This is a genomic window from Pseudalkalibacillus sp. A8, assembly GCF_045920555.1.
Lineage (GTDB): Bacteria > Bacillota > Bacilli > Bacillales > Fictibacillaceae > Pseudalkalibacillus.
Map to the genome: position 1 here is coordinate 72,435 of NZ_CP174509.1, position 25,939 is coordinate 98,373.

The 25,939-nt window shown below is 42.0% G+C and carries 24 protein-coding genes and 2 tRNA genes; all 26 read left to right on the forward strand.

Annotation, left to right across the window (positions count from 1 at the left end; genetic code table 11):
- Positions 1–106: 106 nt before the first annotated feature.
- The 26 genes from ispE (at position 107) to hpt (ending at position 25,915) form a co-directional block, all read left to right on the forward strand.
- Positions 107–967: a 4-(cytidine 5'-diphospho)-2-C-methyl-D-erythritol kinase gene (gene ispE / locus ACJROX_RS00360; protein ID WP_408008871.1), complete on the forward strand. Its 861-nt coding sequence runs from the start codon at positions 107–109 to the stop codon at positions 965–967.
- A 68-nt stretch (positions 968–1,035) separates the two neighbouring features.
- On the forward strand, positions 1,036–1,872 hold the full coding sequence (gene purR, locus ACJROX_RS00365; RefSeq protein ID WP_408008872.1) for a pur operon repressor: 837 nt from the start codon (positions 1,036–1,038) through the stop codon (positions 1,870–1,872).
- Positions 1,869–2,243: a RidA family protein gene (locus ACJROX_RS00370; RefSeq protein WP_408008873.1), complete on the forward strand. Its 375-nt coding sequence runs from the start codon at positions 1,869–1,871 to the stop codon at positions 2,241–2,243. The genes purR and ACJROX_RS00370 overlap by 4 nt, the downstream gene beginning before the upstream one ends.
- Before the next feature lie 520 nt (positions 2,244–2,763).
- A complete protein-coding gene (spoVG, locus tag ACJROX_RS00375) occupies positions 2,764–3,054 on the forward strand; it encodes a septation regulator SpoVG (protein WP_221569249.1) in 291 nt (96 codons plus the stop codon).
- A 242-nt stretch (positions 3,055–3,296) separates the two neighbouring features.
- On the forward strand, positions 3,297–4,685 hold the full coding sequence (gene glmU / locus ACJROX_RS00380) for a bifunctional UDP-N-acetylglucosamine diphosphorylase/glucosamine-1-phosphate N-acetyltransferase GlmU (protein ID WP_408008874.1): 1,389 nt from the start codon (positions 3,297–3,299) through the stop codon (positions 4,683–4,685).
- A gap of 7 nt (positions 4,686–4,692) precedes the next feature.
- Entirely contained in the window at positions 4,693–5,643 is a 951-nt protein-coding gene (locus ACJROX_RS00385) for a ribose-phosphate diphosphokinase (protein ID WP_408008875.1), read from the forward strand.
- A gap of 89 nt (positions 5,644–5,732) precedes the next feature.
- Positions 5,733–6,383 (forward strand): 50S ribosomal protein L25/general stress protein Ctc, encoded by a 651-nt coding sequence (locus ACJROX_RS00390; RefSeq protein ID WP_408008876.1) that lies wholly within the window; start codon positions 5,733–5,735, stop codon positions 6,381–6,383.
- Between the two features lie 224 nt (positions 6,384–6,607).
- Positions 6,608–7,168 (forward strand): aminoacyl-tRNA hydrolase, encoded by a 561-nt coding sequence (gene pth / locus ACJROX_RS00395; protein ID WP_408011543.1) that lies wholly within the window; start codon positions 6,608–6,610, stop codon positions 7,166–7,168.
- A gap of 58 nt (positions 7,169–7,226) precedes the next feature.
- The gene (locus ACJROX_RS00400; protein ID WP_408008877.1) at positions 7,227–7,457 is read left to right on the forward strand and encodes an anti-sigma-F factor Fin; all 231 of its coding nucleotides are present in this window, start codon (positions 7,227–7,229) and stop codon (positions 7,455–7,457) included.
- A gap of 308 nt (positions 7,458–7,765) precedes the next feature.
- Complete coding sequence (gene mfd, locus ACJROX_RS00405; protein WP_408008878.1) at positions 7,766–11,302, forward strand: transcription-repair coupling factor; 3,537 nt, start codon at positions 7,766–7,768, stop codon at positions 11,300–11,302.
- Positions 11,303–11,506: 204 nt separating this feature from the next.
- Complete coding sequence (spoVT, locus tag ACJROX_RS00410; protein WP_408008879.1) at positions 11,507–12,043, forward strand: stage V sporulation protein T; 537 nt, start codon at positions 11,507–11,509, stop codon at positions 12,041–12,043.
- A 550-nt stretch (positions 12,044–12,593) separates the two neighbouring features.
- Positions 12,594–14,192 carry an oligosaccharide flippase family protein gene (locus ACJROX_RS00415; protein ID WP_408008880.1) on the forward strand — a complete coding sequence of 533 codons (1,599 nt, stop codon included), beginning with the start codon at positions 12,594–12,596 and terminating at the stop codon, positions 14,190–14,192.
- Entirely contained in the window at positions 14,185–15,669 is a 1,485-nt protein-coding gene (mazG, locus tag ACJROX_RS00420; protein WP_408008881.1) for a nucleoside triphosphate pyrophosphohydrolase, read from the forward strand. Before ACJROX_RS00415 ends, mazG begins: the two co-directional genes overlap by 8 nt.
- Positions 15,670–15,770: 101 nt before the next feature.
- Complete coding sequence (locus tag ACJROX_RS00425; RefSeq protein WP_408008882.1) at positions 15,771–16,043, forward strand: HU family DNA-binding protein; 273 nt, start codon at positions 15,771–15,773, stop codon at positions 16,041–16,043.
- Positions 16,044–16,310 carry an RNA-binding S4 domain-containing protein gene (locus ACJROX_RS00430; RefSeq protein ID WP_408008883.1) on the forward strand — a complete coding sequence of 89 codons (267 nt, stop codon included), beginning with the start codon at positions 16,044–16,046 and terminating at the stop codon, positions 16,308–16,310.
- A gap of 271 nt (positions 16,311–16,581) precedes the next feature.
- Positions 16,582–16,899 (forward strand): sporulation protein YabP, encoded by a 318-nt coding sequence (gene yabP / locus ACJROX_RS00435; RefSeq protein WP_408008884.1) that lies wholly within the window; start codon positions 16,582–16,584, stop codon positions 16,897–16,899.
- Positions 16,896–17,489, forward strand: a complete 594-nt coding sequence (yabQ, locus tag ACJROX_RS00440; protein WP_408008885.1) for a spore cortex biosynthesis protein YabQ — start codon at positions 16,896–16,898, stop codon at positions 17,487–17,489. The genes yabP and yabQ overlap by 4 nt, the downstream gene beginning before the upstream one ends.
- 11 nt (positions 17,490–17,500) lie before the next feature.
- Entirely contained in the window at positions 17,501–17,884 is a 384-nt protein-coding gene (locus ACJROX_RS00445) for an FtsB family cell division protein (RefSeq protein ID WP_408008886.1), read from the forward strand.
- 70 nt (positions 17,885–17,954) lie between these two features.
- A complete protein-coding gene (locus ACJROX_RS00450) occupies positions 17,955–18,374 on the forward strand; it encodes a S1 domain-containing RNA-binding protein (protein ID WP_408008887.1) in 420 nt (139 codons plus the stop codon).
- A 364-nt stretch (positions 18,375–18,738) separates the two neighbouring features.
- A tRNA-Met gene (locus ACJROX_RS00455) sits at positions 18,739–18,815 on the forward strand.
- A gap of 210 nt (positions 18,816–19,025) precedes the next feature.
- Positions 19,026–19,100 (forward strand) — tRNA-Glu (locus ACJROX_RS00460).
- Positions 19,101–19,574: 474 nt separating this feature from the next.
- Positions 19,575–22,061 carry a stage II sporulation protein E gene (gene spoIIE / locus ACJROX_RS00465; protein WP_408008888.1) on the forward strand — a complete coding sequence of 829 codons (2,487 nt, stop codon included), beginning with the start codon at positions 19,575–19,577 and terminating at the stop codon, positions 22,059–22,061.
- Between the two features lie 75 nt (positions 22,062–22,136).
- Complete coding sequence (locus ACJROX_RS00470) at positions 22,137–22,877, forward strand: VWA domain-containing protein (RefSeq protein ID WP_408008889.1); 741 nt, start codon at positions 22,137–22,139, stop codon at positions 22,875–22,877.
- Positions 22,849–23,844, forward strand: a complete 996-nt coding sequence (locus tag ACJROX_RS00475; RefSeq protein ID WP_408008890.1) for a protein kinase domain-containing protein — start codon at positions 22,849–22,851, stop codon at positions 23,842–23,844. Before ACJROX_RS00470 ends, ACJROX_RS00475 begins: the two co-directional genes overlap by 29 nt.
- 112 nt (positions 23,845–23,956) lie before the next feature.
- Positions 23,957–25,357, forward strand: coding sequence for a tRNA lysidine(34) synthetase TilS (gene tilS, locus ACJROX_RS00480; protein WP_408008891.1), 1,401 nt, complete (start codon positions 23,957–23,959; stop codon positions 25,355–25,357).
- Between the two features lie 15 nt (positions 25,358–25,372).
- Positions 25,373–25,915 carry a hypoxanthine phosphoribosyltransferase gene (gene hpt / locus ACJROX_RS00485; protein ID WP_408008892.1) on the forward strand — a complete coding sequence of 181 codons (543 nt, stop codon included), beginning with the start codon at positions 25,373–25,375 and terminating at the stop codon, positions 25,913–25,915.
- Positions 25,916–25,939 lie beyond the last annotated feature (24 nt).

A 25,939-nucleotide genomic window follows, 5' to 3' on the forward strand; every position in this document is an offset into this window, starting at 1 on the left:
TTTAGGGAATATTTTACTGCTCTAAAAATTAACATTTGCAAGAAAAGCGATGAAAATACATAATTGAATTTATGATAGTCCGTTTTAGAAAAAGTAGGTGAAAGAAATGAAGATATCGGTCAAAGCTCCGGCTAAAATCAATTTATCTCTAGATGTTCTACATAAAAGGGAAGACGATTTCCATGAGGTAGAAATGGTCATGACGACTATCGACCTTGCTGATCGTATCGAGTTGACGACAATGGAGCGCAATAGGATAACCATCGACTCTACAGGCAGTTATGTTCCTTCAGATGAGCGTAACTTAGCTTACCAGGCTGCTGATTTGGTTAAAAAGAAATTCAATCGTAATGAAGGCGTGCGAATTTATATCGACAAACAGATCCCTGTATCAGCAGGATTGGCAGGTGGAAGCAGCGACGCAGCTGCTACACTGAAGGGACTCAATCAATTATGGGATTTGGGTCTTTCAATAGAGGAACTAGCCACTCTTGGAGCTGAAATCGGCTCAGATGTATCTTTTTGTGTATATGGTGGTACAGCATTAGCAAAAGGGCGTGGTGAAATCATCCGTCCGATTCCTTCACCACCTCCTTGCTGGGTCGTATTGGCCAAGCCCTCGATCGGCGTATCGACAGCAGACGTATATCGGATGTTGAAAATAGATGCAGCCGAACATCCGAATACCAAAGCCATGCTCGATGCAATCGAGGAGAAGGATTATAGAAAGATTTGTACTTCGCTTGGGAACGTGTTAGAATCCGTGACATTGAATCATTACCAGGAAGTCCGTCATATCAAAGAGCAGATGCTGCGTCTTGGTGCGGATGGCGTATTGATGAGCGGCAGTGGTCCTACTGTTTTCAGTTTAACGATGTATGAGAGCAGAGCTCAAAGAATTTATAACGGGTTGCGGGGTTTTTGCAATGAAGTTTACATGGTGCGGATGTTAGGGGAATCAGAATAGAAGGTTGAAAAAACACGTACAAAAGTGGTATATTAACCTTAAAATATTCGGTTTTGGAGGAATAAAGCATGAAATTAAAGCGAAGCGGTAGGCTTGTGGATTTAACGAGATATCTCCTCCAGCATCCACATCAACTTGTTTCCCTTTCCTTTTTCAGTGAGCGATATGGAGCAGCAAAGTCTTCGATAAGTGAAGACTTGTTGATCATAAAAGAAAATTTTGAAGAACAAGGTGTTGGATGGCTTGTCACTGTTCCTGGTGCTGCGGGAGGCGTCCGGTACATCCCTCGAGTATCCGAACAAGAAGCACGAGAGGTCATCAAGGAACTTAAGGAATTATTAAGTTCTTCAGAAAGGGTGCTACCTGGCGGATATCTCTATATGACTGACATCATCGGCAATCCTTCGATCATCGATAAAGTTGGAAGAATGTTTGCTTCGATATTTTCAGGTCGGAAAATTGATGTTGTGATGACTGTCGCCACAAAAGGGATTCCACTAGCTTATGCTGTAGCATCTTATCTTAATGTCCCAGTCGTTATCGTCCGGAGTAACAGCAGAGTTACAGAAGGATCAACCATGAGCATCAACTATGTATCAGGGTCGACAAAACGGATCCAGACGATGGCGTTAGCAAAAAGAAGCTTACAATCTGGATCGAATGTCCTGATTGTAGATGACTTCATGAAAGCAGGAGGGACGATCAAAGGGATGATGGATCTCCTGCAAGAATTTGAAGCGAATATGGTTGGCATCGGTGTTCTTGTCGAGTCGGAAGAAGTCCAAGAAAGACTTGTCGATGATTATATTTCCATTGCAAGGTTATCAAATGTAGATACCAGAGAGAAAAGAATTCAAGTTGAAGCAGGTAATTATCTAGATCGAATGGAGGATGATCAATTATGAAATACGTCCACACTTCTAATGCACCTGAAGCTATAGGTCCCTATTCCCAAGGTACGATTGTTAATAATATGTTCTATAGTTCGGGGCAAATCGGATTGACTCCAGAAGGGGCCTTAGTTGGAGATGATGTTGCCAATCAAACACATCAAGTATTCGCAAATTTGAAAGCTGTGTTAGAAGAAGCCGGAGCATCATTGGATACAGTCATCAAAACAACGGTATTCCTGAAAGACATGGACGATTTTCCTCAAGTCAATGAAATCTATGGCAGCTATTTTGTCGAGCACAAACCTGCCCGTTCTTGTGTTGAAGTCTCAAAGCTTCCGAAGGACGTAAAGATCGAAATAGAAGTGATTGCACTTGTAAAATAATCTCTCAGGGACATGCAGCAGTCTTATGCCGCATGTCCTTTTTATTTATAGCTGTTTTCTAAAAGTTTTTGCTATGTAATACAGATAAGGAGGTTGGTAAAACCTTTTATACGTTGGAAATATACGAGACTCCTACGGGAAAAGCGGGCCAGGCGAAACCCCACAGCGATTTAAGGATCTTCGACTGAACGTCGAAGCCAGCATAAGGAAAGCTTCTAAGAATTGTCATCGCAGACACGAAAATGATTTCATTTTTGTGTTGAGATCCTGTGCAAGTGAGCGAGGAGGCTTGCGGATTGCACGAGGAAAGCGAGCATATTTCTATCGTCATTATGATTCCGCAGAAAACCAACAATGAAAAATAACAGAGCCATCCTTTAAAAACCCTACGAATGCAATTCTGTTTAAAATTATTTAATTTTTCAATTATTTTTTATATTTGGAGAAGGAAAAAGTTACTAGTGTGTTGAAAGTACATAGTACGCTGGTATTTATAAAAAAGGTGGTGTGTTTTTACAAAATGGAAGTAACAGATGTAAGACTTCGACGAGTTAACACAGATGGACGTATGAAAGCCATTGCTTCAATCACCATCGATCATGAATTCGTTGTTCATGATATCCGTGTGATTGATGGAAATAATGGGATGTTTGTTGCCATGCCTAGTAAACGGACTCCAGATGGAGAATTCCGTGACATTGCACATCCGATCACATCAAACACTCGTGAAAAGATTCAAACTGCTGTGTTAACAGAATACCATCGTGTAGGGGAATTGGAGTCCGCTTTAGAAGAAGCAGGTGCATCCTAATCTACGCATCTAAGAGCCTGATCAACGTGATTAGGTTCTTTTATTTATGTAAATATCACTATTAAAATGTATTTGAAGGTTGTAAATATCCATTGATAATGCAGACTGTGGTGGAAATGGGATGGTACATATTTCACAGAATGTTTCAATCTAGCGACAAAAGCCTAGTTTCCTTGAATATGACAGCATTATGAGATATATTCATAATGGAATTATAGGATAACGAGCATTGGAGGATATTTATGACGAAACGTTATGCGGTTGTTTTAGCAGCTGGACAAGGTACCCGGATGAAATCTCGTTTATATAAAGTACTACACCCTGTTGCTGGAAAAGCAATGGTCCAGCACGTCGTCGATCAAATTAAGAAAGTTGACGTGGAAAAGATCGTGACAGTAATTGGCCATGGAGCTGAAAAAGTGAAATCCCAGCTTGGGGACGAAGTAGAATACGCTCTTCAAGATGAGCAGCTTGGAACGGGCCATGCGGTCATGCAAACAGAAGAACAGCTCGGAGGATTGGAAGGAACGACTCTCGTAGTGTGCGGCGATACACCCCTGATCTCTTCTGAAACGATGGAAGCTCTCCTAGAGCATCATGATAAAGAAAACGCAAAAGTGACGCTGCTGACTGCTCATGCAGATGATCCTACCGGTTATGGCAGAGTGATTCGTAATGTGGACGGGACGGTAGCCAAAGTCGTTGAACATAAAGATGCCTCTATGGAAGAATTGGCAGTCCAAGAAATCAATACAGGTACGTACTGCTTTGACAATAACACGTTATTCGAAGCACTTAAACGGGTGAATAACGATAATGTACAAGGTGAATATTACCTACCTGATGTCATCGAAATTGCAAAAAACAAATCTGAAACAGTTGCTGCTTACCAAACACCTTCCTTCGATGAAACAATTGGCGTCAATGATCGTGTCGCTCTATCTGAAGCAGAAAGGCTGATGAAGATACGAATCAACACGAAACATATGAGAAATGGTGTAACAATCATCGACCCGCAACAAACATACATTAGCGCTGATGCAACGATTGGAAAGGATTCCGTCATTTTCCCTGGCACCGTCTTAGCTGGGAGCGCTTCAGTCGGAGAAGACTGCGAAATCGGTCCGAACAGTGAAATTAAAGACAGTCATATAGGAAACAATACAGTCATCAAACAATCCGTCGTCCACGATAGTAAAGTTGGGGACAACGTTGTTATAGGACCTTTTGCCCACATCAGACCGCAATCCACATTAGGAAACGACATCAAAGTCGGTAATTTTGTAGAAATTAAAAAATCCAAAATGGATGACGGCAGCAAAGCGTCTCATTTAAGTTACATCGGGGATGCGGAAATTGGAAAAGATGTAAACCTTGGGTGTGGATCGATAACTGTCAATTATGATGGTAAAAACAAACATTTAACAAAGGTTGAAGACGGGGCATTCATTGGATGCAATTCCAATTTGATCGCACCAGTAACCGTTGGTGAGAATGCATATGTCGCTGCAGGTTCGACAATAACGGATAACGTTCCCGGAGAGGCTTTGTCCATAGCTCGAGCTCGTCAAATGAACAAAGAAGGATACGTTTCTAAAATACAAGAAAAGCTAAACAATCACAGGGGGTAATTGATCAATGTCTAAGTACGAGAATTCGAAGCTGAAAGTTTTTACCTTGAATTCAAATGAAGACCTGGCAGAAGAAATAACCGAACATATTGGTGTGCACATGGGAAAATGTTCTGTTCAACGGTTCAGTGATGGAGAAATCCAAATCAATATCGAAGAAAGTATCCGTGGCGGTGAAGTATACGTGATTCAATCCACCTCTTCTCCAGTCAACGAAAACTTGATGGAACTCCTGATCATGATCGATGCCTTGAAGAGGGCATCGGCAAAAACGATCAACGTCGTCATTCCTTATTATGGATATGCACGTCAAGATCGCAAAGCACGTTCCAGAGAACCGATTACAGCAAAGCTTGTCGCGAACCTATTGGAAACAGCAGGTGCAGCACGTGTCATCACGATGGATCTGCACGCACCGCAAATCCAAGGCTTTTTCGACATCCCTGTAGACCAATTGCTAGGTGTTCCGATTTTAGGGAATTATTTTGAAAGCAAAAATCTTGACGACATTGTCGTTGTATCCCCTGATCATGGAGGCGTAACCAGAGCTCGTAAATTAGCTGATCGATTGAAAGCACCCATTGCGATTATTGATAAACGACGTCCTCGCCCTAACGTTTCTGAAGTCATGAGTATCGTTGGCAACATTGATGGTAAGACAGCCATTCTGATCGATGATATCATCGACACAGCAGGTACGATCACATTGGCAGCGAACGCCTTGATTGAAAACGGTGCTAATGATGTCTACGCTTGTTGTACACACCCAGTTTTATCTGGCCCTGCGATCGAACGAATTCAGAATTCGAAGATTAAAGAACTTGTCGTGACCAACACGATTGCGTTACCAGAAGAAAAATTCATTGATAAGCTGACTCAGCTTTCTGTAGCTCCACTTCTTGGAGAAGCAATCATACGGGTCCATGAACAGCAATCTGTAAGTAAACTCTTCGATTGATTTTCAGAATTTAGCAGCATGATGTTTGAACCTAACTGATTTCGGGTATAGTTTTAAAATAGCAACTGACACAGGAAGGTGATTTCGTTATGGCTATTGATTTAGATGCAACAGTAAGAGATGATTTTACTCGTTCTAATACTAGAAAACTACGTGAAGAAGGACATGTTCCAGCTGTTTTCTACGGGAATGGTGACAGTAAGCCGATCTATCTTGATCGTGTCAATTTCGTAAAATCGATCCGTGAAGGCGGTATTAACACTGTCATCAACTTGAAAATCGGCAAGGACATGCATTCTGCGATGGTCCAGGATATACAGATGGATCATTTGAAAGATTTGATTCTCCACATCGATTTCAGAGAAATCAACTTGAATGAAGAAACAGATGCGGATGTTCCTGTCCATCTTACGGGCGAAGCAGCAGGCGTGAAGGAAGGCGGCGTGGTCCAGCATTTCTTACACGAGATCACTGTTAGAGCATTACCTGCAGATATTCCGAGTGAAATAGAAGTGAATATCGAGGAGTTGAGCATCAGTGATTCATTTACTGTCGCTGACATTAAAGAAAATTCTTCTTATCAGATCATGACTGATCCGGAAGAAGTCGTCGTTTCAATTGCACCACCGACAGAAGAGCCTGAAGAAGAAGTGGATGAAGAAGACCGTGAGCCAGAGCTCGTCGGTGAAAAAGGAACTTCCGAAGGCGATGATAATGAAGAGGCTCCTAAGGAAGAATGACCAGAGGAAGCAAAAGAGTAAGTTGAACATACGTTCATGAGAGGCGTAGCCGCTTTGGTTGCGTCTTTTTCTACGTAAATGTACTATATGAAACAGAATGATTAAACAGAAATCAACAAGGAAGAATAACAAAGCCTTAATAAAATAAGAAAGTTAATTACGAGGAGTTCGTTATCATGTTGAACAGGTTCCTGCAGAGGTTGAAAAAGGAAGGGTATGAAGAAATGAAAGTCATTGCCGGTCTAGGTAATCCGGGAGAAAAATACGAAAATACACGACATAATGTTGGATTCAAAGTCATAGATCACCTTTCGGAAAGTCTATCAATCCCGTTGAACAAACAAAAATTCAACGGACTATTTGGCATAGGCGAAGTGAATGGGCATAAAATATGTTTATTAAAACCCTTAACGTACATGAACCGGTCCGGCGACTCCATCATCCCTCTTATGAAATATTATAAAGTAGGGATTGATGATCTGCTTGTCATTTACGATGACTTGGATCTAGTTCCTGGAAAACTGCGTTTACGTGAAAAGGGAAGCGCTGGCGGTCATAATGGAATGAAATCGACCATTCAGCATCTTGGCAGTCAGGAATTCAAACGCATACGCATCGGGATCGGCCGACCTGAGCCTGGAGAAGCGGTACCGGATTATGTACTTAAAACATTTCGCCCAGAACAACAAGATCCAATCAAGGAAGCATTACAACGAGCGGCTGATGCATGCGAAAGCTGGATTGATACGCCGTTTACGCAAGTAATGAACCGATATAATGGATGAATAGAAACCTGCCTCATAGACCATAATGGTAGTAAATAAGTCACCAAGGAGGCATAGGATGGCTGTCTATTATTCGTGTAAACATTGTGGTGTACACATCGGGAAATTAGATGTAGCTTCAGTAGATTCAACGAATCTCGGTTTTGACCATCTTTCTGATCAAGAACGTGAAGAATATATATCATATGGTGATCATGGAGATGTTTATGTTAAATCAATTTGTGAGGATTGTTATGAGATGCTAAGGAGAAACCCAGATTTACACGCACTGGATACGTTCATACAGTAAACCGCTTTGGTTTTAAGACCAAGGCATTTTCTGTTTCTCTGAAGATCTTTTTATTAGCTCTGTTATTTTTAATTGTTGATTTTTTTCGCAAAATTCACTCCCTTTCCGCGGGCGATCCGCAAGCCTCCTCGCTCGTTCCTTGCTGCGGGGTCTCGCCTGGCTCACTTTTCCCGCAGGAGTGTCATGAATTTTGCTTAAAGCAATGTTCTATAAAAATCAACATTAAAATTTAATAAAGCATTTTATTAAAATGAGATTTATAATTTTGGGGATTATGACTCCCATCCTGACGGGAAGGAGATAATTGCATGCAAGGTTTACTTAACTATTTTTGTGATAACGATGATTTCCATTCCCTTGCCACAGGACTATCAGAAGGCCTGCGAGAACAACTCGTTTCAGGGCTTTCCGGTTCGGCAAGAACACTGTTGATGGCTTGTCTTTATCGGTCGGAGGAACGATCGCAACTCGTCGTTACACATAATCTTTTTCAGGCACAGAAACTCTATGAGGACCTGACCGCTTTACTCGGGGAAGACACTGTTCATTTATATCCGGTCAATGAATTGACCTCTGCAGAAATCGCGATTGCAAGTCCAGAATTGAAATCCCAGCGGATTGATGTCCTCAATCACCTGAGTGAAGATGCCAAGGGGATCATCATCACCCCGATTGCGGGGCTCAGGAGAATGATTTCTCCGCTTCATGTATGGCGCAATAGTCATGTGACATTCAAAAGAGGGACGGATATTGATCTTGATGAAGTGAAGAACCTTCTGATCGCGATGGGGTACGAGCGTACCGATATGATCACCACACCAGGGGAATTCAGTATCCGCGGTGGGATCATGGATGTGTTTCCGTTGACAGAATCCAGCCCGATCCGAATTGAACTCTTCGACACGGAAGTGGATTCTATCCGTTATTTTGATGTCGAGACACAACGTTCCGAGAAACAATTGAAGGAGATCAAAGTCGGCCCGGCTGAAGAAATCATCTTGTTCCCTGAACACTTCGAAAAGGCTGTAGTAAATATTGAACTTGGTCTTTCACGGTCACTGCAAAAGATCAAAGACAGCGGTGTGAAAGAAAAGCTCACAGAACATGTCGGTTATGAGGTTGAACAGCTTAAACAAAAGCAAGTTTTCCAAGGGATGTACAAATACATTTCATACTATTACGATCAGCCTGCTAGTTTACTAGAATATTTACCTGATCATGCACTGGTCATAATGGATGAAATCAGCCGCATTCAGGAGACATCTGCACAACTTGAGAAGGAAGAAGCTGAGTGGCAAACGACATTATTGAACCAGGGCGAGATTTTGACTGGGATGACGTTGTCACATCAATATGAAGAAATCCTTAATAAACCTGGCATCATGTTCTTATATTTATCTTTGTTCTTAAGGCATGTTCCACATACAAATCCGCAGAATATCATCAATATGAGTTGTAAAGCAATGCAAAATTTCCATGGCCAGATGAATCTCCTGCACTCCGAGCTACAAAGATGGCGTAAAAGTAAAGATGCAGTCGTCTTTCTTGCTGCAAATAAAGAGCGTGCAAAACGCCTAGAGCGCGTAATGGAAGATTATAAAATCGATGCCGCTCTGGTGGAAGAAGAAACACCGTTGACACCAGGAAAGAACCATATCATGATCGGTGATTTGAACGGTGGGTTCGAGCTGCCTATGCGAAAGCTTATCCTGTTGACGGAGGAGGAGGTTTTTACCAAAAAAGCCTCCAGGAAACCTCGACGGACACAGAAAATGTCCAATGCAGAACGGATCAAAAGCTATTCCGAATTGAAAGTCGGGGATTATGTTGTGCACATCAACCATGGAATCGGGAAGTATTTGGGTATTGAAACGCTCGAAATCAACGGGGTGCACAAGGATTACTTGCATTTAAGATATGCTGGAGACGATAAACTTTACGTCCCAGTAGAACAAATCGATCAAGTTCAAAAATTTGTAGGATCCGAGGCTAAGGATCCTAAAGTATACAAGCTTGGCGGCAGCGAGTGGAAAAAGGTTAAAAGCAAAGTACAGTCGTCCGTCCAGGATATTGCAGATGACTTGATTAAATTGTATGCAGAGCGTGAAGCGACAAAAGGATATGCTTTCTCGAAAGATGGTGCTCTTCAGCAGGAATTCGAAAGTGTATTTACGTATCAAGAGACCGAGGATCAGCTTCGCGCGATACAAGAAATAAAAGAAGACATGGAAAAAGAAAGACCGATGGACCGGTTGCTCTGTGGTGATGTCGGTTATGGGAAAACCGAGGTGGCAATCCGGGCAGCATTCAAGGCGATCAATGATGGCAAGCAAGTCGCCTTCCTAGTCCCGACGACAATCTTAGCACAACAGCATTTTGAAACTTTGCAGGAACGTTTTGCAGAATTTCCTGTGACAATCAAATCATTAAGTCGTTTCCGTACCCGTAAGGAACAGACCGAAACATTAAAAGGATTGAAACAAGGGACAGTGGATATCGTTATAGGTACCCATCGGCTGCTTTCGAAAGACATCAAGTTTAAAGAGCTGGGTCTCCTTATCATTGACGAAGAACAACGGTTCGGTGTCACACATAAGGAAAAAATCAAACAAATGAAAACAACTGTTGATGTATTGACATTGACAGCGACTCCGATTCCGAGAACACTGCATATGTCGATGCTTGGCGTCCGGGACTTATCTGTGATCGAAACGCCGCCAGAGAATCGCTTCCCCGTACAAACCTATGTAGTCGAATACAGCGGAAGTATGATTCGGGAAGCGATCGAACGGGAGCTTTCAAGGGGCGGGCAAGTATACTTCCTATACAATAAAGTTGAAACCATCCAGCAAATGACGGAACAGATCTCCCAGCTTGTTCCTGATGCCAGAGTCGCCTATGCTCATGGACAAATGCGTGAGAATGAACTTGAATCAGTGATGATCGACTTTTTAGATGGGAATTATGATGTTCTTGTCAGTACAACCATCATCGAAACTGGTGTCGATATTCCGAATGTAAACACACTTATCGTACATGATGCTGACAAGATGGGTCTTTCGCAGCTGTATCAGCTAAGAGGTCGGGTAGGACGATCTAACCGTGTTGCCTATTCTTATTTCATGTATCAACGTGATAAGGTGCTGACTGAGGTGGCCGAAAAACGTTTGCAAGCGATTAAAGAATTTACCGAACTAGGTTCAGGATTCAAAATCGCTATGCGGGACCTTTCGATCCGTGGAGCAGGTAATCTGTTAGGTGCCCAGCAGCATGGATTCATCGATTCAGTCGGATTTGATCTCTATTCCCAGATGTTGAAAGATGCGATTGAAGAACGGAAAGGCGAAAAACCGAAAAAGAAAGAAATCGACCTAGAGCTCGACTTGAACGTGGATGCGTATATTCCAGCTTCATATATTAATGATGAAAAACAGAAAATTGATATATACAAACGATTTAAAGGTTTGACAAGTTTTGATGATGTCATTGATCTGAGTGACGAAATGATGGACCGGTTTGGAGAATACCCTGAACAAGTCGCCAATTTGCTAGCCGTTGCTCGAATCAAACTATATGCTGAGCAAGAAAAGATTGAAAAGATCGAGCAAAATAAAACAAATGGAGTTCAAATCCTGATTTCTAAGGAAACGACTCTACAGCTTGATGGCAGTAAACTATTCGATATCGTCAATAAGATCGGTCGGCATGTGAATCTAGGAATGGTCCAAGATCAAATTAAAGTAATTATCAATCACAAAAGGCTAACGGATGATCAACTGTTAGGAGTCATTGAAGAAGTGCTGCAGCAATTCCCGAATGCAAAGAAGGAAGCCGTTCAAGCATAAATCAAATGATACCGAGTTTTTCTCCAATTTTATGAGGGTAGGTGCTTTTCTGAATTTCTTAGGAAGAATTTTGCTTATTCTGTGAATAGATTAGGATAACGTACGGATACTAAAGGCAAATGAATGGTATTTTTACTCATTAATACCATGATTGCTATTGTATCTCCATTATCTTGCAACGTTAGGAAAGTGAGGGCAACAAGAATGAAAGCCACAGGTATCGTACGTCGTATCGACGATCTGGGTCGGGTCGTCATTCCTAAAGAAATCAGAAGAACCCTGCGGATTCGCGAGGGAGATCCTCTAGAGATTTTTGTTGATCGAGAAGGGGAAGTCATCCTGAAGAAATATTCGCCAATAAGCGAGCTTGGTGATTTTGCTCAGGAGTATGCTGAATCCTTGTACGAAAATACTCAGCATATTGCATTGATTTCAGATCGTGATGCATTCATCGCCGTAGCTGGTGGAGGGAAAAAGGATTACTTGAATAAGAATATCGGAAAAGTGATTGAAACGTCGATGAGTGACAGGAAATCTGTCGTATCAAGCCAGGCGACCTCTGTAGAAGTTGTTGACGGCAATAGCGAGACAGTTTCTCATATCATCGCACCCATAGTAGCAAACGGAGATCCGATCGGAGCAGTCGTGTTACTTTCAAAAACGGACAAGCAGGTCGGTGACGTCGAACAGAAGGTAGCTGAAACCGCCGCTGGTTTCTTAGCCAAACAAATGGAACAATGAGAAAAAGAAGCAGCTGACCTGCTTCTTTTTCTTTGGCTTCGGTAAATATCAATGGTGATTTTTTTCACTTGTTAAGCGGAATCCGGGGTGAATATAGAAATTCAACTACTTCTTCGTTGATATATGCGACATTCACTCCCTTTCCGCGGGCGATCCGCAAGCCTCCTCGCTCACTTGCACAGGATGTGCTAGCTTCGACGTTCACCACAGGACGTGGTGGTTGTTAGTTGAAGATCCTTAAATCGCTGTGGGGTCTTGCTTGGCTCGCTGTTCCCGCAGGAGTGTCGCGAATTTCGCTTAATAAAACTTACCAAAACCAAGCCTTAGCTACCTTAGCGAAAGCAGAGGGAGGGCTTAGTTATTAATCACCTTCTTACGCCCAAAAGTGGATTTTGGACTACTCGATTTCCAACGATACGGAGTGTCGTCAGATGCAGTAGATTTCGTGCTATAATGGCAGGGATGTGTATTGTCCAGTTCAAACGTGCTTGGAGTCTGAAGGTATATAAACATCCGTACGTTTGCGCATTTTTAAGGATGTGTAAATCGAGTGAATCATATTGATATCCAGAAATCATTTTGGAAAGGAACCCTTGTCATTTCAGGAGCCGCATTATTTGTGAAGGTGCTTAGTGCCTTTTATCGGATCCCTTATCAGAATATTGCAGGGGATCTTGGACTCTATGTGTATCAGCAGGTATATCCTTTCTATGCGATAGCTTTTGCCTTAAGCATGTATGGTTTTCCGCTTATGCTTTCAAAAATGGTTTCTGAAGATGAAAACAATCAATTTAAAAATACATTGACGACAACCTTGATCGGGCTGAGCAGTTTCTTCATACTGGTCTTTTTTCTGTTACATAGTTTTTCGCCAATGATCGCGAAGGCCATGAACGATCTATTACTTGTCCAACCGTTGCGTATGGCGTCTTATTCCTTCTTATTCGTTCCGTTTTTATCCGTAGCAAGAGGGTTCTTCCAGGGTAGGGAGAACATGGGTCCGACAGCTATTTCCCAAGTAGCTGAACAATTCGTTCGAGTAGCTATGATATTGATTTTGACGATCTGGCTTGTTTCTGCAGGTGCGGATCAGTACTTGGTCGGTACTGCAGCCGTTTTCGGCGGGTTGGCTGGAAGTTTAGTCTCTGTGTTCGTTTTGATCCTCTTCCTTCGAAAACAAGAAGTTCGAATTGAAGCTTATGGAAGGCTATCTCTTCGTAAAACTATGAAAATGATGGGCTCATTGCTGAAAGGCGGAATTGCTATATGCATCACTGCTGTCATGCTTGCCTTGTTTCAGTTGATTGATGCGTTGCAAGTTGTACCAGGTTTGAAAGCGAGCGGTATGGAAGTGTTGGATGCAAAGGTGAACAAAGGTATTTTTGACCGTGGCCAGCCCTTGCTGCAACTTGGCACAGTCATTGCGACTGCAATGGCACTGCCCTTGATTCCTTTCATTGCTAAATCTAAACAAGATAAGGATTATGAACGCATTAATGTGTTTACAGGCTTATCATTGAAATTCAGCTTCATCATTGGTGGTGCGGCTGCCGTCGGTTTGGCTGTGATCATCGTCCCTACGAACATCTTTTTATATGAGGACGGCAACGGATCTGCCGCTCTCGGGATTTTAGGTGTGGCTATTCTCTTCGGTTCACTCGCGATAACATCATCGGCGATCCTGCAAGGGCTTGGGAAGATCAGTTACCCTGTTATATTCATTTTATCAGCAGTGCTTTTAAAAGCCGCTTTGAACACATTTCTGCTGCCGATTTACGGTATTTCCGGTGCTGCGTTGACCACTGTGATCAGCACCGCTTTTGTAGCCTTATGTAATTTGATCGTTGTCCACCGTATGACAAATGTTTTTCACGTGCAGCGGTTTTACAGTGGGAAGGTTATTTTATCACTGATTTTGATGGCCATTGCCACGTCCCTATGGAAGGAGCTATGGTTCTTTTTCGAAACAGAAGGAAGCAGGGTGGCGGCTGGTTTTGCAGCTGTGTCGAGTTCATTATTGGGGGCTCTTGTGTATATGGTTTCACTTGTTTATCTGAATGTATGGAAATACGAAGAAATCATCATGCTTCCTAAAGGAAAGCATCTAGTGAAATGGCTTTATAAAGAAAGGAGCAGTGAAAATGGCTAACACGATTACAATAGTCGGATTAGGTGCCGGAGACCTTGAACAGATTCCGTACGGTGTATATAAACTGCTGAAAGAAACCGATCATGTTTTTCTTCGTACGAAGGAACATCCTGTTGTTGAAGAACTAATGAAAGAGGGATTAGAATTCCAGAGCTTCGACCACCTTTATGAACAAGAAGAGCAATTTGAAAATGTATATGAAGAAATCGTACGTCACTTGTGGAAGGAAGCGGAAAATCGAGATCTTGTATACGTTGTGCCTGGTCATCCTCTAGTTGCTGAACATACGGTGCAGCTTCTTTTAAAAGGGGAGCAAGAAAGGGATACCTCAATCGAATTGCGAGGCGGGCAGAGCTTTCTTGATGCAATGTTCCAAGCGTTGAGAATAGATCCGCTCGACGGTTTCCAGCTCCTTGATGGAACGGGATTGACGGAAGAACAGCCTAACATTCAACAGCATGTCATCATAGCCCAGGTATACGATTCAATGATCGCATCAGATGTGAAACTGTCGTTGATGGAGCGCTATCCTGATGACCATCAGGTACATATAGTTACGGCAGCCGGATCTGAAGGTGAATCGATTGTTTCTGTTCCGCTTTTCGAAATGGATCGCCATGTAGAGGTTAATAATTTGACTGCTTTATATGTGGAGCCTGTCAGGGATTCAACTCTGCTAAGCAGGGAATTCTCTCAATTACGTCACGTCATCCGTACATTGAGAGGTCCAAGCGGATGCCCGTGGGATAAAAAGCAGACCCATGAAAGCTTACGCAAGTATTTGCTTGAAGAATCCTATGAAGTGATCGAAGCCATCGATAACAAGGATGATGAACATTTGACGGAAGAACTTGGGGATGTTTTGCTTCAGGTGATGCTTCATGCTCAGATCGGTGAAGATAACGGTTATTTTTCAATCGATGACGTCATCAAATCATTGACGGATAAAATGATCCGCCGCCACCCCCATGTCTTTGGTGAAGATTCACTCGATACGGCGGAGGAAGTGAAGCAAACATGGGATGAAATCAAAAAAGCAGAAAAAGCGGATGATCCTCAACAAAACGTTGAATCAATCCTTGATGGAATAGACCATTTCCCAGCCTTGATCCGAGCAGAAAAATTACAGAGGAAAGCTGCAAAAGTGGGGTTTGATTGGGATGACATCGACCCTATCCTCCATAAAATTAATGAAGAACTGGCTGAGCTTGAAGAAGCTGCGAAATCAGGTAACCATCATGACATGGAAGGCGAGCTCGGAGATTGTTTATTTGCACTTGTCAATCTATCCCGTTATTATTGGATTGACCCTGAGTTGGCTCTTACGCGTACGAATCGCAAGTTTTACAATCGATTCCGCTATATTGAAGAAGAGCTGAGAAAAAATGATGTCTCTTTTGAGGATGCATCCCTTGAGGAAATGGACTTTTTTTGGGAACAAGCAAAAAAAATGTCTAAAAAGAAGGATTATCAGTAAATTTAGAGAATTTTATTCTTTGGAATGGACAAAGAAGCTAGAGTTCTTGCGAATTTGTCTATCAAACAAACGAAAACGACTAATACTAGGAGGTACATAAAATGAATAAAAATGATCTAGTCAACAATATTGCTGAAAAAGAGGGCTTGACTAAAAAAGATGTTGAAGCAGTAGTAAACAGTCTGCTTACAGAAATTACAGATGCTCTTAAAGAAGGCGACAAGGTACAGTTCGTCGGTTTTGGCACTTTTGAAACAAGAGAACGTTCAAGCCGTACAGGACGTAATCCTCAAACTGGTGAAACGATTGATATCCCAGCATCAATAGTTCCTGCATTCCGTGCTGGAAACAAGTTGAAAGAAGCAGTAAAATAAATGCGTCTAGACAAGTTCTTGAAGGTTTCTCGCTTGATCAAACGACGTACTGTCGCCAAAGAGATTTCTGATCAAGGAAGAATCCTCATTAACGGGAATGCCGGGAAGGCGTCCTCAACCGTCCAACCTGGAGATGAACTTCAGATCCGTTTTGGACAAAAAATCGTTACAGTAAAAATAGAAGACTTAAAAGAGACAACAAAAAAAGAAGATGCTGCATCCATGTATACAGTCGTCAGTGAAAAGCGTGTAAGCGAGGAATCGTAATCTCGGGTGGAGCAGCATTTCAAACCGTAATTTATTACGAGGGGTTCATATAAGAAAGATCGATTACACCAATTGTGAGGCAAACCGAACACCATTTCAAAGCAATCAAGGTACAATGCTTTTGAAATGGGTGAGCACCGGAAGCTGAACATTCGTGGTCGATCTTTTTTAGTGGGATGCTTTGGCCTCGAAGAACAGGACACATAAAGCTTGTTCTAAACAGGTCAAGCTGCTCATACATTGGTACAAACCATGTATGGGAGGAGTCTCTATGGACCAATATTACGATTACAATGGATCATCCTACAATAATAAATCCCCTGCAGCACCAGACCATGACATTAAGATGAGAGGGAGGAAATCCCTCGATATCACTGGAGTAAAGCAGGTTGAAAGCTTTGATAACGAGGAGTTTCTCTTGGAAACCTCAATGGGCTTCCTTGCAGTACGGGGCTATAATTTGAAAATGAAGAATCTGAACCTCGAACAAGGCCTGGTTTCAATTGAAGGGAAAGTATTCGACCTTGTATATTTAGATCAGCAACAGGGAGATAAGGCTAAAGGATTTTTTAGCAAGCTGTTCAAATGAGTCTGAATGTACAGCTGTACACGATTTTAGCCATGGTAGGGAGCGGCATTTGGATCGGCGCAGCTCTCGATACGTATCAAAGATTCCAAACGAGAAACAAGCGATGGAATTGGTTAAGATTCATCAATGATATCATTTTTTGGTTCCTCCAAGCCCTGATTATTTTCTATATTTTGCTCCAGGTCAATCAAGGTGAGGTTCGCGTCATCATCTTCCTCGCCCTTCTTTGCGGGTTCGCATGCTATCGGAGCCTGCTGCAATCTGCTTATAAAAAATTGCTAGAAAACATCATTTCCGTAGTGGTTTGGATCGGGAAAATGATCAAAAACATATTTTACACTTTTTTTATTCATCCTGTGAAACTCATATTGAATCTCCTTCTTTCCTTGAGTAAAATGATAGGTAGACTTCTTATTTCCATCCTCCTATTCGTTACTGGAATTTTGCTTTTTCCCCTTAAAGCTTTTGGAATTACCGCCTTATTGGAAAAAATAAGGACCAAAATGATGGCAAAGCTAAAGGAAAAAGCAGGAATTTTAAAAAAGCCAACGAATAAGGTGAAAGGATGGATTGGAAAGTTTAGAAGGTAAAGGAGGATCTGATGGTGCAACGTCATGACAAAGTGACAGCCTTAAACGAAAGCTATGTAACTCAAGAAAAGAAGAAACAAGAACGAGCACATCGGAGAAAGCAAGGTCTAGTGAGACGTTTAACGGTTTTTGGTGTACTAGTTGTCATCATGTTTACCTTCATGGTTGCTACCCTGACTTCCCAAGCAGCTCTCATTGCTGAAAAAAAGGAAGAGAAACAAGCGGTTGAACAGCGCCTAGAAGAAATCAAGGCTGAAAAGGCACAATTAAGTGATGAAGTGAATAAACTACAAGACCCGGATTATATTGGTGAGGTCGCGAGAAGAGATTATAATATGTCCAAACCTGGTGAAACGATCTTCAAACTCCCTGATAGCAAAGAAGAGTCACGTTGACCTTGGTTTTTAGGGCATGTATAATAAAGTATATTTGATTTTCATATTTTAAGGAGGAGCAATTTTTACAATGACAATTGAAGTAGGCAGCAAATTAAAGGGAAAAGTATCAGGTATTACCCATTTTGGAGCATTTGTCGAGCTGCCAGATGGTATCACCGGTTTAGTCCACATCAGTGAGGTTGCCGATAATTACGTGAAGGATATTAACGAACATCTTTCTGTTGGAGACGAAGTTGAAGTAAAAGTCATCAATGTTGAGTCGGATGGAAAAATCGGACTTTCAATCAAGAAAGCGAAAGATCAACCATCCCGCCCAAGGCAAGACCGCCCGCGCGGAAGGGGAGGTAAGCCAAGACGACAAAGTAATGATTTCGTTTCTTTCGAAGATAAGTTAAACCGATTCCTAAAGGACAGTGAAGATCGTTTATCCACACTAAAAAGGCAGACTGAATCTAAACGTGGAGGACGCGGAGCACGCCGGGGATAGAGAAACTAATATCTGCTGCTTACCGATTGCAAGTAAAAATTGCCTTAAAATCGGAAAACGCAAGCAAACCTATATATTAAAACACCTGTTATACAAAATGGGTGTTTTTTTATAGGGTGTTAAAAATACGATTAATGATAAACTGCGAATTTCTTCGTTACTCGGATTTTCCGGTTCTCATGTATTAAAGACATACATTCCGATCCTCAAATCTGTCGTGCCTCGAAAACTTCTTGTTTCTAATTCATCCCTTTTTTAACTTGAATCTAATTTCAAATTCTTAAGGAAATGTCGAAAAAGTTATTGACGGATTTCTCGTTATCTTGTATTATTCTTGTTGTGTCTTTAAGACGTATTCAATTTTGGCGGTGTAGCTCAGCTGGCTAGAGCGTACGGTTCATACCCGTGAGGTCGGGGGTTCGATCCCCTCCGCCGCTACCATTTTATAAAGAGGTTAAATAATCTGCCGAATGATAAACTGCGAATTTCTTCGTTACTCGGATTTTCCGGTTCTCATGTATCGACAACATACATTCCGATACTCAAATCTGTCGCGCCTCAAACTTCTTGTTTCTAATCCGCCGATTTTTTAACTTATATTTAAACTGTTAAATAATCCGACGAATGATCAACTGCTACAATAAAAAATATGGCCCCTTGGTCAAGTGGTTAAGACACCGCCCTTTCACGGCGGTAACACGGGTTCGAATCCCGTAGGGGTCACCATTATAAATGTAACTGTCCCGCTTAGGCGAAGGACAGTTTTTTGTTATTTCTTAACTTCCTCGGCTGATTTCCTAAGTACCTGACCAATACCGAATTGAAGGTACTCATAAGAGCTTCTTGAGGCCTTTAAAACGCAAAAAAAACGATTTTTGTAGTGAACCATCTTCATTTAAAATGGAAATGTCGCTCTCAACAAATGTAGAATTATTAAAACTTTCATGGTTGTTATGGATACTTCGCCATAATTTTACTTTAGATACCGAATAGTCGAGAAAACATACCGAGCATACAGCACGTACTTTTCTTATATAAATGATTATCTCGACAGTTTTCTGAAAATTGAATCTTATTGACGCTCGACATCGTAACCCGTCGAGAAGTTTTTATCTCCGTATCTGATGGTTTGACAAAAAATGAATATACCCTGTGGTTTAATAGAAAAACACGAAACTATTAACGAGTGGGGTGGGATTGATGCAAAAGGTAGGATCCGAAAGCAGCCATCTACTTCGGAAAATCGCGATAGTGGAAAGGTTGAAGAAAAGTGTTTCTTTACAAGTGAAAGGGATTTCCCAAGGTGTTAAACGTTTTCTTCTCCATTGGAGTTTACTATTGTTTTGTACAGGCTTTCTGTTAGGAAGGGCGCTTATACTATCAGAGCTATCTCCGTTTGCGCTTCCTTTTTTCGGAGCGGTATTGTTTCTTAAACGTGAGCGTGCTGGTGTTGCAGCAGTTGCTTTATTAGCAGGAGCGCTGACGACGTTTGAGGCAACTGGATTATTCGTTTCGATCGGGCTTGCTGTCTTCTTTGTCATCCATTCCATTATTACGAACATCATCAAACAATCGTATAAAATTCTACCAATAACCGTTCTTATTGCTAGTTTCATCACCCGAATGAGTCTTCTGTCTTTTACATCGGAACCAATTACAACCGGAAGCCTTTTGATGGTTGTGATAGAAGCTGGATTAAGCAGTATCTTAACATTGATTTTCTTGCAAAGTATTCCGCTTCTATCGTTAAAGAAAATTCAGCATTCATTGAAAAATGAAGAGATTGTATGCTTCATCATCCTTTTAGCTTCAGTCATGACTGGCACGATAGGCTGGCAACTCTATGATTTATCTATTGAACATGTTTTGTCCCGGTACCTTGTTTTAATATTCGCCTTCGTAGGTGGCGCAGCGATTGGATCAACAGTCGGGGTGGTTACAGGCCTTATTCTTGGCCTTGCGAATATTGCGAGTCTTTATCAGATGAGCCTTCTGGCATTCTCAGGTTTATTAGGAGGCCTATTAAAAGAAGGTAGAAAAATCGGGGTGAGTATCGGATTATTCATTGGAACACTGCTTTTAGGATTATATGGTTCAGAGAACGGCTTGCTTGTAACCAGTCTGTTGGAATCCTGTGCTGCAGTAGGGTTGTTCTTGCTGACGCCAAAAAACGCGATCTCTAAAATCTCCCGTTATATACCGGGGACCAAAGAATATACACAAGAGCAACAGCAATATCTGCGGAAGGTCAGGGATGTCACTGCAAGCCGTGTGGAGCAATTTTCAAACCTGTTCCAGGCTTTATCCAACAGTTTTTCCACGGTCAGTGCAACAAGTATGATCGAAGATGAAGATAAGAGAGAGCTGGACATGTTCCTTGGCAATGTTACGGAAAAAACGTGCCAAAATTGCTTTAAAAAGCGGCATTGTTGGGTGAATAATTTTGATAAGACGTATGATTACATGGCACAAATCATGGCGGAGACGAATCCGCAAGGCAAGTTGAATGATCGCAGGCTGCAAAAAGATTGGGAAAAGCATTGTGTCCGTTCACAGAAAGTGATTGATACGATCCAATACGAGCTTGGTCAATATCATGCAAACATCAAGTTGAAACAGCAAGTGAAGGAAAGCAGGCGTCTTGTTGCTGAACAGCTTCATGGGGTTTCTCAAGTGATGGACAACTTCGCAAAGGAGATACAAAGAGAACGGGAAAACCATCAAGTCCAAGAAGAAAACGTAAAGCAAGCTCTTGATGATATCGGGCTTGAAGTTGGGAATATCGAAATCTATTCTCTAGATAAAGGTAGTATCGATATCGAAATGAGTATCCCATATTGTAATGGACGCGGAGAATCAGAAAAAGTCATCGCCCCATTATTGTCGGATATATTAGATGAAACAATCGTGGTGAAAGAGGAAGAGTGTGCCGCATATCCTAATGGTTATTGCCATGTCGTCTTCCGTTCTTCACAAAACTTTGTCATCGAATCAGGGATGGCGAGCGCGGCCAAAGGTGGTGCATGGCTTTCAGGAGATAGTCATTCTACGATAGAGCTTGGCGCAGGAAAGCATGCAGTTGCGATCAGTGATGGGATGGGTAACGGGGAACGTGCCCATTCGGAAAGCAATGAAACGCTGAAACTACTTCAGAAAATCCTTCAATCGGGTATAGATGAAACGACGGCGATCAAGTCCGTTAATTCAATTTTATCACTGCGGACGACGGATGAAATCTTTTCGACACTTGATCTTGCAATGATCGATCTACAAGATGCCACGGTACGCTTTTTGAAAATCGGTTCGAGCCCGAGCTTCGTAAAACGCGGTGATCAAGTGAGGATGATCGAGGCAAGCAATCTACCGATGGGGATCATTGAAGATTTTGATGTCGACGTTGTCAGTGATCAGTTAAAGCCTGGCGATTATCTGATCATGATGAGTGATGGAATCTATGAAGGGCCGAAGAATGTTGAAAATAAAGATGCGTGGATCAAGAGGAAAATACGAGAAATCAATTCTGATGATCCGCAAATCATTGCCGACCTTCTACTTGAGGAAGTGATCAGAGCTGATTATGGACAGATTGAAGATGATATGACAGTCGTCGTAACGAAGGTCAATAGAAACATCCCGAAATGGACGACCATTCCGCATCAACAGAAGAAGGTGCGAAAGCAAGCGTAGTCTATCAAATCTAGTATAAATCCCCTCTACCTTGACTATCATGGTAATAACAAAATTCGAGAGGGGATTTTTGGCATGAGTAAGGGTACTTTAAGGCAAATTCTATTAATAACGGACGGGTGTTCAAATCACGGTGAAGATCCAGTCGCCATTGCTGCCCTGGCAAGAGAAAAAGGGATTACGATCAATGTTATCGGAATTCTATCTCAAAATGAAGCTTATGGCGAACATGGTTTGAAAGAAGTCGAAGATATTGCGATGAGCGGTGGAGGCGTTAGTCAAATTGTGTATGCGACCCAACTCGCCCAGACTGTGAAAATGGTGACACAAAAGGCGATGACACAAACCATACATGGGATGATCAACAAGGAACTGACACAGATTTTGGGTGATGAGCAGCAAATGGAAGATTTGCCGCCTGAAAAACGTGGACAGGTCATGGAGGTCGTCGATGAGATCGGGGAGACCGTCAATCTTGAAGTTTTGATACTGGTCGATATTTCTGCAAGCATGGATGATAAGCTGCCGACTGTACAAGAATCATTGATAGACTTATCGATCTCTCTGAATTCCAGAACAGGAAACAATCAATTTTCGATCTATGCATTTCCTGGCAAGAAACAATCCATTGAAAAGCTGCAGGATTGGACGCCGCAGCTCGATACTTTAGCGAAGACATTCAAGAAAATTTCCACAGGCGGGATCACACCAACAGGGCCTGCGCTGAAAGAAGCTCTGGAGCTTTTTTCAGATAAACGATCTAAGCGGAAACTGCTAGGTGACTATGATGAATACGTCGAAGAATCCGGAAGTTAATGTACCGATCGGATCAATTATTTCTGGGAAATGGAACCAGAAGCAGTATTTGATTCTCCGTGAACTAGGATCGGGTGCGACCGGAACCGTCTATCTTGCAAAACATGATCATATTAAGGTTGCTGTCAAGGTAAGTCATGATACGCTTTCGATTACCTCTGAAGTGAATGTGCTCAAGCATTTATCGAAGGTCCAGGGCAAAACACTTGGGCCTTCTTTTATCGAAATGGATGATTGGGTTACGTCTTCAGGGACTGTACCTTTTTATGTGATGGAATATGTACAGGGTGAATCATTATTCGTGTTCATGAGACAGCGTAAAGATGAATGGTTCGGCATACTCCTTTTACAACTATTGGGCGATTTGGCGGAGCTTCATAAAGCCGGATGGGTATTCGGTGACCTTAAACCAGATAATCTGCTCATTTCTGGTCCTCCACCTAAAATCCGTTGGCTTGATGTTGGCGGAACCACGATGGTCGGAAGAGCGATCAAAGAATATACGGAGTTTTTCGATCGTGGATTTTGGGGTATGGGTTCAAGAAGGGCTGAACCATCCTACGATCTTTTTGCAGTAGGGATGATAATCATGAATTATGCTTACCCGAAGCGCTTTGATAAAAAAGAGGGAGAATGGACCCAATTAAAAAAACAAATCGATCAGAATCGTATATTAGGAAAATATCGACCGATCTTATATAAGGCTTTTCATGGACAATATCAAAATGCGATCGAGATGAGACAAGACTTACTTGAGCTTTATTCGAGGAAACCGGCAGGGAAAACAACCGGCTCGCCCAAAGGTAAACGCCCAGATGCACAAGTTCAACAACCATCAAAGCCTGCGCCTGCAGGGCGATACCAGCAAAAGAAGATCAAAAAGCGGCGTCATTTCACGGAAACTGTGCTCATTTTCATATTTTTGTTTGTCTTTTATATTGTTTACTTGATGGGACAAACTTTGTAATGACCCCTGGTGGGTAAACATTGACATCAGTTACTCCTTCTTCTATGATGGCAGTGATTTTCTTTTTTAAGGTTAATCTAAACTTTACCTATCTATTGAAGGAGATAGTTCCATGTTTGAAGCAGTTGATCGATTTGTACAGAAAAACAAGCTGTTTACTGAAGGAACGACGATTGTGATCGGGGTTTCTGGAGGACCTGACTCGATGGCTTTACTTGATTATTTCATGAAAAAGAGAAGCGAGATGGACCTGAAAATCATCGCTGCACACATGGATCACATGTTTCGAGGTAAGGAATCCGTTGAAGATGCTGACTTTGTGCAACAATACTGCATGATACATGATGTACGTATTGAACGAGCACAAAAGAATCTTCCTTTATATATAGAAGAAACTGGAGAGTCACCTCAGCAAGCTGCACGAAGGATCCGTTATGAATTCTTTGCAGCTGTCATGCAGCAATATGATTCTGATTGTTTGGCTCTTGCACACCATGGTGATGACCAAATTGAAACGATGCTGATGAACATGGTGAGAGGTGCGGGACATGCAGGGCTTTCAGGGATTCCAGTGACAAGGTCTTTCTCAACTGGTCGTATTATCCGTCCATTTCTAGGAATAACGAAGGATGAACTTGTACATTATTGTAAAGACGAAAATATTCCTTATCGGATCGATCCTAGCAATACGAGTGACAAATATAAACGGAACCGTTTCAGAGAAAACGTCCTCCCTTTCTTGAAAGAAGAAAACCCAACCGTACACGAGAAATTCCAACAGCTGAGTGACCGGTTGAGAGAGGATGATGATTACCTTCATAAGCAGGCGGAAAAGGGACTTGTGAACGTTATTCTGCAAAAGTGTGACAAAGAATTGACATTGTCTGTGCCAGGCTTTCTGAAGATGGCAATTCCTTTACAAAGAAGAGGGATTCATCTAATATTAAACTATCTTTATCAATCAGATCCGAGCAATATTACGTCTAGTCATATCAAGGATAGTATACGATTGATGAAGTCGGAAAATCCTTCTGGAACAATACATTTGCCAGGCGGTCTGTTCTGCAGACGAGAGTATGACAAATGTGTATTCACGTTTCAGCAGCCGGAAGATGGTTATTCATATTCATACCAGTTGGAATTAGGCCTAATGTATGAATTGCCTGTTGGGAAACTCATCTTTAGTTCCATAGAGCGGAACGCTGGTGATATAAAGGGTAAAAATTATTTCATCTTTCAACCCTCTCAACTGCAATTACCATTATTCGTAAGAACCAGAGAAGAAGGTGACCGGCTCCGTCCTGCTGGAATAAAGGGGTCTAAGAAGGTGAAAGATGTGTTCATTGATGCGAAATTGCCAAAGCAACTAAGGGACAGGTGGCCTATTGTTACTGATTCTTCTGGGAAGATTCTCTGGATACCAGGAGTGAAGCATGCCGATTTAGGACCAGCTGATGGTACCGATGATCAATGGATGTCTCTATATTTTCAAAATACCAGGCATGAGGTCTAGGAGGAATACATACTTATGAGAAATGATATGCAGGAGATCTTGATTTCAGAAGATGAAATCCAAACTAAGGTGCATGAGCTCGCATCGCAATTATCAGATGAATACAGAGATCGTTTTCCGCTTGTAATCGGTGTTTTAAAAGGAGCTTTGCCATTCATGGCCGATCTTGTAAAACGGATGGATATCCATGTGGAACTTGATTTCATGGATGTATCAAGTTATGGAAATTCTACAGTGTCTTCTGGTGAGGTAAAGATAATCAAGGATTTGAATACTTCCATTGAAGGTCGGGATATCTTGATCGTGGAAGACATCATAGACAGCGGGCTGACACTTAACTATTTAGTGGAGTTGTTCAAGCACCGGAAAGCGAAGTCGATCAAGATTGTCACTTTGCTGGATAAACCGACTGGAAGGAAAGTCGATTTGAAACCGGATACTGCTGGATTTATCGTACCGGATGCGTTCGTAGTAGGGTATGGATTAGACTTTGCAGAGCGTTATCGAAACCTGCCATATATCGGCGTATTAAAACCGGAAATCTACCAAGGCCAATGAGTTGTGAATTAGTGAACAGATATG

What these genes read in the sequence shown, in the direction of transcription:
- ispE (WP_408008871.1), top strand. Translation starts at nt 107, where the DNA reads ATGAAGATATCGGTCAAAGCTCCGGCTAAAATCAATTTATCTCTAGAT.
- purR (WP_408008872.1), top strand. Translation starts at nt 1,036, where the DNA reads ATGAAATTAAAGCGAAGCGGTAGGCTTGTGGATTTAACGAGATATCTC.
- ACJROX_RS00370 (WP_408008873.1), top strand. Translation starts at nt 1,869, where the DNA reads ATGAAATACGTCCACACTTCTAATGCACCTGAAGCTATAGGTCCCTAT.
- spoVG (WP_221569249.1), top strand. Translation starts at nt 2,764, where the DNA reads ATGGAAGTAACAGATGTAAGACTTCGACGAGTTAACACAGATGGACGT.
- glmU (WP_408008874.1), top strand. Translation starts at nt 3,297, where the DNA reads ATGACGAAACGTTATGCGGTTGTTTTAGCAGCTGGACAAGGTACCCGG.
- ACJROX_RS00385 (WP_408008875.1), top strand. Translation starts at nt 4,693, where the DNA reads ATGTCTAAGTACGAGAATTCGAAGCTGAAAGTTTTTACCTTGAATTCA.
- ACJROX_RS00390 (WP_408008876.1), top strand. Translation starts at nt 5,733, where the DNA reads ATGGCTATTGATTTAGATGCAACAGTAAGAGATGATTTTACTCGTTCT.
- pth (WP_408011543.1), top strand. Translation starts at nt 6,608, where the DNA reads ATGAAAGTCATTGCCGGTCTAGGTAATCCGGGAGAAAAATACGAAAAT.
- ACJROX_RS00400 (WP_408008877.1), top strand. Translation starts at nt 7,227, where the DNA reads ATGGCTGTCTATTATTCGTGTAAACATTGTGGTGTACACATCGGGAAA.
- mfd (WP_408008878.1), top strand. Translation starts at nt 7,766, where the DNA reads ATGCAAGGTTTACTTAACTATTTTTGTGATAACGATGATTTCCATTCC.
- spoVT (WP_408008879.1), top strand. Translation starts at nt 11,507, where the DNA reads ATGAAAGCCACAGGTATCGTACGTCGTATCGACGATCTGGGTCGGGTC.
- mazG (WP_408008881.1), top strand. Translation starts at nt 14,185, where the DNA reads ATGGCTAACACGATTACAATAGTCGGATTAGGTGCCGGAGACCTTGAA.
- ACJROX_RS00425 (WP_408008882.1), top strand. Translation starts at nt 15,771, where the DNA reads ATGAATAAAAATGATCTAGTCAACAATATTGCTGAAAAAGAGGGCTTG.
- ACJROX_RS00430 (WP_408008883.1), top strand. Translation starts at nt 16,044, where the DNA reads ATGCGTCTAGACAAGTTCTTGAAGGTTTCTCGCTTGATCAAACGACGT.
- yabP (WP_408008884.1), top strand. Translation starts at nt 16,582, where the DNA reads ATGGACCAATATTACGATTACAATGGATCATCCTACAATAATAAATCC.
- yabQ (WP_408008885.1), top strand. Translation starts at nt 16,896, where the DNA reads ATGAGTCTGAATGTACAGCTGTACACGATTTTAGCCATGGTAGGGAGC.
- ACJROX_RS00445 (WP_408008886.1), top strand. Translation starts at nt 17,501, where the DNA reads ATGGTGCAACGTCATGACAAAGTGACAGCCTTAAACGAAAGCTATGTA.
- ACJROX_RS00450 (WP_408008887.1), top strand. Translation starts at nt 17,955, where the DNA reads ATGACAATTGAAGTAGGCAGCAAATTAAAGGGAAAAGTATCAGGTATT.
- spoIIE (WP_408008888.1), top strand. Translation starts at nt 19,575, where the DNA reads ATGCAAAAGGTAGGATCCGAAAGCAGCCATCTACTTCGGAAAATCGCG.
- ACJROX_RS00470 (WP_408008889.1), top strand. Translation starts at nt 22,137, where the DNA reads ATGAGTAAGGGTACTTTAAGGCAAATTCTATTAATAACGGACGGGTGT.
- ACJROX_RS00475 (WP_408008890.1), top strand. Translation starts at nt 22,849, where the DNA reads ATGAATACGTCGAAGAATCCGGAAGTTAATGTACCGATCGGATCAATT.
- tilS (WP_408008891.1), top strand. Translation starts at nt 23,957, where the DNA reads ATGTTTGAAGCAGTTGATCGATTTGTACAGAAAAACAAGCTGTTTACT.
- hpt (WP_408008892.1), top strand. Translation starts at nt 25,373, where the DNA reads ATGAGAAATGATATGCAGGAGATCTTGATTTCAGAAGATGAAATCCAA.